The organism is uncultured Ellagibacter sp. (genome assembly GCF_934636505.1).
In the GTDB taxonomy this organism is placed as follows: Bacteria; Actinomycetota; Coriobacteriia; order Coriobacteriales; family Eggerthellaceae; genus Ellagibacter.
In genome coordinates, this window is record NZ_CAKUAL010000086.1 from 1 (window position 1) to 7,184 (window position 7,184).

5 protein-coding genes are annotated in these 7,184 nt (G+C 60.3%); 2 read left to right on the forward strand and 3 right to left on the reverse strand.

Annotated elements, in window-relative coordinates; translation table 11 throughout:
* Positions 1-208 precede the first annotated feature (208 nt).
* On the forward strand, positions 209-1,267 hold the full coding sequence (locus Q0G18_RS08455) for a LysR family transcriptional regulator (protein ID WP_297151959.1): 1,059 nt from the start codon (positions 209-211) through the stop codon (positions 1,265-1,267).
* Between the two features lie 57 nt (positions 1,268-1,324).
* On the opposite strand, the gene menC is transcribed toward Q0G18_RS08455, so the two are convergent.
* The 3 genes from menC to Q0G18_RS08470 all read right to left on the reverse strand — a co-directional run bounded on the left by menC (position 1,325) and on the right by Q0G18_RS08470 (position 6,456).
* Positions 1,325-4,171 (reverse strand): o-succinylbenzoate synthase, encoded by a 2,847-nt coding sequence (menC, locus tag Q0G18_RS08460; protein WP_297151962.1) that lies wholly within the window; start codon positions 4,169-4,171, stop codon positions 1,325-1,327.
* A gap of 103 nt (positions 4,172-4,274) precedes the next feature.
* Positions 4,275-5,114: a 1,4-dihydroxy-2-naphthoyl-CoA synthase gene (gene menB / locus Q0G18_RS08465; RefSeq protein WP_158049558.1), complete on the reverse strand. Its 840-nt coding sequence runs from the start codon at positions 5,112-5,114 to the stop codon at positions 4,275-4,277.
* A gap of 208 nt (positions 5,115-5,322) precedes the next feature.
* A complete protein-coding gene (locus tag Q0G18_RS08470) occupies positions 5,323-6,456 on the reverse strand; it encodes an alpha/beta fold hydrolase (RefSeq protein ID WP_297151968.1) in 1,134 nt (377 codons plus the stop codon).
* Positions 6,457-6,705: 249 nt separating this feature from the next.
* Between Q0G18_RS08470 and Q0G18_RS08475 the strand changes: the two genes are divergently transcribed.
* Positions 6,706-7,184: deoxyribonuclease IV (locus Q0G18_RS08475; RefSeq protein WP_297151971.1), on the forward strand; the 479-nt coding region annotated here is incomplete at its 3' end.

Consider the following 7,184-nt stretch of genomic DNA (forward strand, 5'->3'; position numbering starts at 1 on the left):
GAATCAGCGGAACTATTATCAGCTTCGTCTACCAGACATTGGGCTCCTACCACGCAGCGCTTATTGCCGCGATGGTCCTCATCGTCATCATCGGAATTCTGATTGTTGCCGCCTGCTCCTTCATTGGCAAAATCAAGTGGGATGAAGTCAGCAAAGCATAGATATTAAGCTCCATAGACCCTAGCTGCCCGCGAAAGGGACAAGGCGTATGAGCCCTGTCCCTTTCGCACTTGCTGCGCCTGATGCCCCTTGGGAACAATCGCCCCTCATTTCGGATGATATAATCGAGAAGGCAAGTTGGGTTCGTGCGCGGGGGGATAATATGCATATTGAACTCATCAAGGAATTCCAAGTTTTTGCCCTAACACAGAACCTCAGCAAGGCTGCAAAGGAACTGCATATGACTCAGTCTTGCCTTGGGAAACATATGGCGGAACTCGAAAGCGAAACAGGACTAGAACTAATCAATCATGATTCGAAGCGGGTGTCGCTCGCACCCGCCGGAAAATACTTTGCACAAGAAACTTCCACTATGATTGCTGTTTGGGAAGATTGCTTGAAACGATGCAAGGAGATACAGAAGCAGGCGCAAGAATCTCTCTCGATTGCCATTTTCCTTGAAGGGAATCCCTCGAACGACATCTTGTTTCAACTGGGCAGAGACTACCGCAAGGAACGGAAGGGGGCCGAAGTGGCCTTCTCGAAACTTGTGGGCGCAAATCCAATTGAATCCCTGAACGATAAGTCTTTCGATGTAACGGTTGACCTTTGTTTTGGCGACTGCTCTCGCTATATCAATACCCTCTCCGAAAGCGGAATAAGCACGCTCAAGTTGCAATCGTTCCCACTTGTCATCTGGTTCCGAAATGATAACCGAATCGCGAGAAACAGCGATATCCAGCTTGAGGATCTCGAGCGCATTCCTATTATGACAAGCGTTTCGAGCAGCTACGATTACATGAGAGCAGCAACGAAATCGCTCTTCGAAGAGCACGGAATGACGCCTTTCCTAAAGCCAGTCCATTTCGATATTGCGTCTCCCGCATCATTCTTTCTCTCAGATTTCGACTCGAGATCCGTCATGCTGACTTCTGTCGGAATGGTCAACAATCATTGTCTCTCCTCTCGCGAGGACATTTGCCACCAAATTCTTGATGACGAAAGACTACGAGCAACCTCTTTTGCACTCGCTCGAGCAGACAACGAAAAGGCTCTATCGTTTCTCCAGTTTTCGGGTGCAAGACTGCAAGACTACAATTGCTTATAGGTGTCGCGGTTTTCCCCAACAGCATCTCGAGCAAACGCCCCGCCGCACTCCTCAGTGCTACTCGATCACGATGCGGTCGGTCTGCACGCTCGAAATCGCCTCGGGGCACAGGCTGCATCCCAGGCCGAACTCGTACCCCGCCCGATTCAGCGTCACTTTCCCGCGCTCGGCGGTATAGGGGGGCATGGTCACGTCGACATCGAAGTAGCGTGAGGTCGACCCAATGTCGCCCGGCATCACCACTTCGTCGAGCGTTTGGAACGCCGCGTGCATGCGCTTCGAGATTCCCGTGTCGTACATGCCGCCCATCCACACCTCGCGCCCGCGCGAACGTGCCGCGAAGATGAATTTGAGCGCAGCCTCCACGCCCCCGAATTTCGCGACCTTCACCGCAAAACATCGCAGCTCAGGATACGAAAGTGCCTGGTATGCCTCGCGCTCGTTCACGAACGACTCGTCCAGGCAGATGGGCGTGGCGATGGTCCTCTGCAGCGCCGCCAGCCGCGCGAATGCCCGGGCGGTCGACCCACCGCACGGCGTCAAATCGATAGGCTCCTCGATCCACGCGACGTTGAGCGGATCGAGCGCACGGAGCTCGGCGATCGAGCGATCCGTGAAGCTCTGGTTCGCATCGAGCGTGATGAACAGATGCGGGTACTTTTGGCGAATCGTGCGAACAACACCCAAGCTACCAGGCGCAACCTTGAGCTTCACACGGCAATAGCCCGCCTCCACGCAGCGCGAGACGGAATCGAGCGTTTCCTCCACGCTGCCCATACCGACCACAGCGCCCGCCGAGACGGCAGCCTCGCGCGCATTCCCAAACGGCGCCCTCGTCTTCCCGTGCACCCGCTCGCGATGCGCAGCGCGCTCGATCACATCGTACTCCTCGGCAAGCAAACGCCCGAGAGGCTTCCCCACGATCTTGCCGTAAAGGTCCCACAGCGCGGGTTCGATTGCGCCGCAAGCGAGCGGGAAGCGCTCCATCCCGGGAATGGAGGCGAACGCCGCAGAGACCTCCCGCGGGTGAAGGAAGACCTCGCCGATCACCTTCGGCGCAAGCGTGCCTCGCAGCACCTCAATATCCTGCTCGATTGTTTCCGGAAGATACCAGTCAGAGGAAAATGCGACGCATTCGCCCAGGCCAACGCGTCCTTTCGCATCGATGACCTCCACGATGATCGACTCGCGGAATGCAAGCGTCGCCTTCGCCGTCACGAACGGCTTTTTGAAGGGGATACGCACACGATGCAGAATCACGCGGCGAACATCGAGACATTCCGAGTAGATTCGCTCGATGGCGGCACGGTCGATTTTGCCGATGCCCTGCCGCGGCAGGCTTTCCATGACAAAAATCTGCTTGGGACGGTAGAGCTTCGAGAGCACGTCTTCGAGTTGGCTATGGACGGAGGCGACGAACTCACGGTCACTCGGGCGAGAGGGAGCGAGCGGTTTCGGGGCATGCCGTCTTACCTGCGGTTTTATCACTTCGCGACCAAAGCGCGCCGTTTTCACCGGGGAAAGCCTGTCGAAAGCCTGGTCACGACTACCACGTTCGGGAACCTCGCTCGTGCGCTCGATGAACGCCACGGGACGCCGTCCCCACACGGGGTCGGGGGCGCCAAACACGTAGGCGTCCGCCACGCCGGGAATCGCCATGAGCTTGTCGGCAATCTCTGCGGGATAGACGTTTTCCCCACCCGAGACGAACATGTCGGTGGTGCGCTCCTTCACGTAAATCTTGCCCTCGTGGAGAGCCGCCACATCGCCGGTGAGGAAGAAGCCGTCCGCGGTGAAGGCAGCGCGCGCGTTCAGGTAGTTCGACAGCACGCCCGGCCCGCGCACCGCCAGGCGGCCGAAACCGCGCCCGTCGGGCTCGACGATACGCGCCTGGTAGCCGGGTAGAAGCTCCATACCACCCGTGAACGACCCATCTATCAGGCTGTTTGCAACCTGACTGCACGTTTCGGTCATCCCGTAGCTCGCATACAGGCGAAGCCCCGCCTCGTGCGCGCGGGCGATGGTGGCAGGATTGAGCGCGCCGCCGCCAAGCAGGATGCAGCGATACGCGGCAAGTGCGGGGCCGCCTCCCTCGACGGCGAGCAGATCCTGCAGCATCTTGTCGACCACGGAGATATGGGTGAAACCGACGCGCGCGGCGTCCTTCAGAATTCGCGCCGCGTTGAAACGCGCGTAGAGGCGAAACGGCGTGCGGTTTGTGATGCTGCGCACGACCTGCTCGAAGCCCCCAATATGGTACAGGGGGAGCGCCACCTGCCACATACCGCGACCCCTCACCGAGAGCACGGCGTTGGACGATTCAGCAGCAGCCGTGAGCATGCGCCAGGTCGACGGCACCGCCTTCGGCTTGCCCGTCGTGCCCGACGTGAAGAGGACGAGCGCTCGTTCCTGGTCGTTGAACAGGTGCGATTCTCTTTCCGCAAAATGGGTGGCCTCGAAAACCGCATCGCGCTCGGCGCTCATGATGACGCGCCTGCCGCTTTGGAGCCGCGACACCCCCGCAAGGTCGTCCGCCACGTGGTCCATAAGCGTTTCCGCCCGCGCTTCGTCGATGCGACACGCCACGCGAATGCCCGAGCTTTCCAGGTCGAACAGGCGCGAAAGCTTCTCCGTCGACGTGAGGCGATTGTTCAGCACGACCAGCGAGAACGCCCCGTACCCCGCGGCCAGGGCGAGAAAGATGAACTCCGGACAGTTCGGAAGGTCGACCGAGACGCAGTCGCCGCGCCCGACCCCCTTGCTCCGCAGACGACGGGCGATTGCCGCCGCCGTAAGCCTGGCCTGGCGATAGGTGCACGAATGCTCCGAGCCGTCGCGCGCGACGAACGTGAAGAAGACCCCATCGGGATTCAATCTCACCAAGCTTTCGAACGCATTGATCATCGCGAGTTCGGACCACTGTTCTCTTCGGACGCCGCATCAGCGACTTGGGCGGACAAAGGAAATGGGAAGCGACCCGACACACAGAGCATCGGGTCGCTTGGCTTTAGGGAAACTTAGGGTACTGAGTGAAGTCGGGCGCTCGCTTCTCCTTGAACGCGTCGCGACCCTCCTTCGCCTCGTCGGTGGTGTAGTACAAAAGCGTGGCGTCGCCGGCGAGTTGCTGGATGCCCGCAAGCCCATCGGTTGCCGCGTTGAAGCTCGCCTTCATGAAACGCAGCGCCGTCGGCGAGAACTGCAACATCTCGCGCGCCCACGATACGCATTCGGCCTCGAGCTCCTCGAAGGGAACGACCTTGTTGACCAGCCCCATCTCGAGCGCCTCGGCGGCGGAGTACTGGCGGCAGAGATACCAAATCTCGCGCGCCTTCTTCTGGCCCACGACGTTTGCCAGGTAGCCCGCGCCGTAGCCGGCGTCGAAGCTGCCGACCTTGGGGCCCGTCTGGCCGAACTTGGCGGTTTCGGCAGCGATGGACAAATCGCACAGCAGGTGCAGCACGTGCCCGCCACCGATAGCGTAGCCATTCACCATGGCAATGACCGGCTTGGGCACCACGCGGATCAGATGCTGCAGGTCGAGCACGTTCAAGCGAGGGATGTTGTCCTCGCCCACGTAGCCGCCGTTGCCGCGGATCTTCTGGTCGCCGCCCGAGCAGAACGCCTCATCTTCGTGACGGCCACCATGGTTCGCACCGGTCAGGATGATGACGCCGATTGACGCGTCATCGCGCGCCACGGAGAACGCGTCGTACATCTCGGTCACGGTGAGCGGAGTGAACGCGTTGCGCCTCTCGGGGCGATTGATGGTGATTTTCGCAATCCCATCAGCGGTTTCATACTTGATTTCCCGATATTGCTTGGCGGATTTCCAAGCTACGTCATCCATAGCTGTCCTTTCGTGGCATATCGTTGATTCGTTGCAGGACGCAAAAATAGTTGGCGCGCCCCGCAACGGAGGCATCGGCTTCACGACGCCGGTTTCTCACTCAGGGGAAAACGACGCCATGCCGGCGATTGGCAATGTTTGATTCTGCGTTTTCGCTTCGAATGATTCCTGTTTCGCAAGTTTCTATATCATACCGCGGCGAGGTATGTCATGGGGCCGCGGGTTTGGGAGTGCACGATTCGACCACTTCTTCCAGAATCGCTCCGAACGCTTCGGGCCGCTCGAGGTGGATGCTGTGCCCGGCAGCGGGAACGACGCAGCACGAAATTGCGCCCTGGGATTCTGACTGAAGGGTGGAGGCGACCTTGCAATATTTCGCGTCAAGCTCCCCCGCCAGATAGCTTACGGGAATGCCCTTCGCAGCCAGCTCGCAAAGCGCGCGAATCGACTCGCCCTGCGAGGGCATCGCGTGAGCGCCTGCGCGCTCGAAGGAGAGCGCGAGCGATTCCGTGTCGTTGGCAAGGCGGCCCGCCCGAAGTCGCTCTCGCTGGTCATCGTCCAAGTTGCGCTGACTTTCGAACAAGGGCAGGCCCGCCCACCAGTCCATGAAAGCGGACACCCCTTCGTCTCGCACGCGCGCCGCCCACGCGAAGTTGCGCTCGCGCAGCGCTTCACGCGCGGCGTCGTCGACAGGCCCGAGCCCCGCGCTTTCAAGCACGAGGGCGGAGAAAGGAACAGCAGCGGACATCCGCACCGCATCGCCAGCCGAAGTCGCTGCCGTATCCCGCTGACCGACCCCAGCCACGTCCAGGCGACCAGTTCGATCGCATGGAGCGAAGGCTGCGGAGCTTCTGAGCGAAATGCGACCGAACTGGTCGCCGCCCCGCAGGTCGTCCGCAGCAAGGCACGCCGCCTGAAGTGCCACGCGCCCGCCCATGGAGTACCCAACCAGAACGGGCGCCACACCTGCGTCGCGCGCAACGACCCTACAAAAAGCAAGGAGTGCTCGCGCCTGGAAGCGCAGGTCGAAGAAGTCAGAGCGCTTCGCGGGGTCGCCGCCAGCCGAGCAGGCGCCCGCCCCATGTCCCGCAAGCTCGAAGCCGAAACACTCAGCACCCGCATCTGCAAGTAGTCGCGCCGTATCGTCCCAGGTAGAAGCCTGTTGCGCGAAGCCGTGAACGAGCACAATCGGGACCGCTGGGGAGCCACCTTCCCTCACGCCCGACGCCGAAGCACGCCACGCCTTCACGCCAAAACGCATGCCCTCGAAATCGGAGCTGCGCGTCTCTCCCGAAACCTCGCTCCCCACCTCGCCGCCCTTCTTCAGAACCTCGTTTGCCACCTTCGACGCCCCTCTTTTGTCCCGATGCGACGATTCGATCGATTGCACCGCGTCTCTGAAATATTTTAGCTCGATGTGCGTAGGTTTTTACGAGAGGTGCCCGAAGATGTGAAGGGCTGAAAATACCGCGCCTCTCTGACCTGGCGTTACAGGGAAGCGCTCGCCCGCACCCCGGCGATAGGCTCGCAAGCCGCGGAAATACCTACGCACATCGAGCTAAAATGTCGCGAAGCAGTAGAAAGGACGCATATGCTTACCATCGGATGTCATTTATCGGTCGCGAAGGGATTTTTGGCGATGGCGAAAGACGCCGTCTCGATTGACGCGAACACGTTCCAGTTCTTCACGCGCAACCCGCGCGGGGGCAAGGCAAAGGCAATCGATTCCGCCGACATGACCGCGTTCCACGAGTTCGCCGCGGCGCATGGCATCACGCGCATCCTGGCACACGCGCCCTATACGCTCAACCCGTGCTCGAAGAACCCCGAAACGCGCGAGTTCGCGCGCGCGACGCTGGCGAATGACCTTGTGCGAATGGAAGAAACACCTGGTCAGCTTTACAACATGCATCCAGGAAGCCATACAGGGCAAGGCGCCGACACCGGCATCGAAATGATCGTCGACGCGCTCAACGAGGTGTTGCGCGCCGACCAGACGACCACGCTTTTGCTCGAGACGATGGCGGGAAAGGGAAGCGAAGTCGGGCGCACGTTCGAGGAGATCGCGCG

What these genes read in the sequence shown, in the direction of transcription:
- menC (WP_297151962.1), bottom strand. Translation starts at nt 4,171, where the DNA reads ATGATCAATGCGTTCGAAAGCTTGGTGAGATTGAATCCCGATGGGGTC.
- Q0G18_RS08455 (WP_297151959.1), top strand. Translation starts at nt 209, where the DNA reads ATGAGCCCTGTCCCTTTCGCACTTGCTGCGCCTGATGCCCCTTGGGAA.
- menB (WP_158049558.1), bottom strand. Translation starts at nt 5,114, where the DNA reads ATGGATGACGTAGCTTGGAAATCCGCCAAGCAATATCGGGAAATCAAG.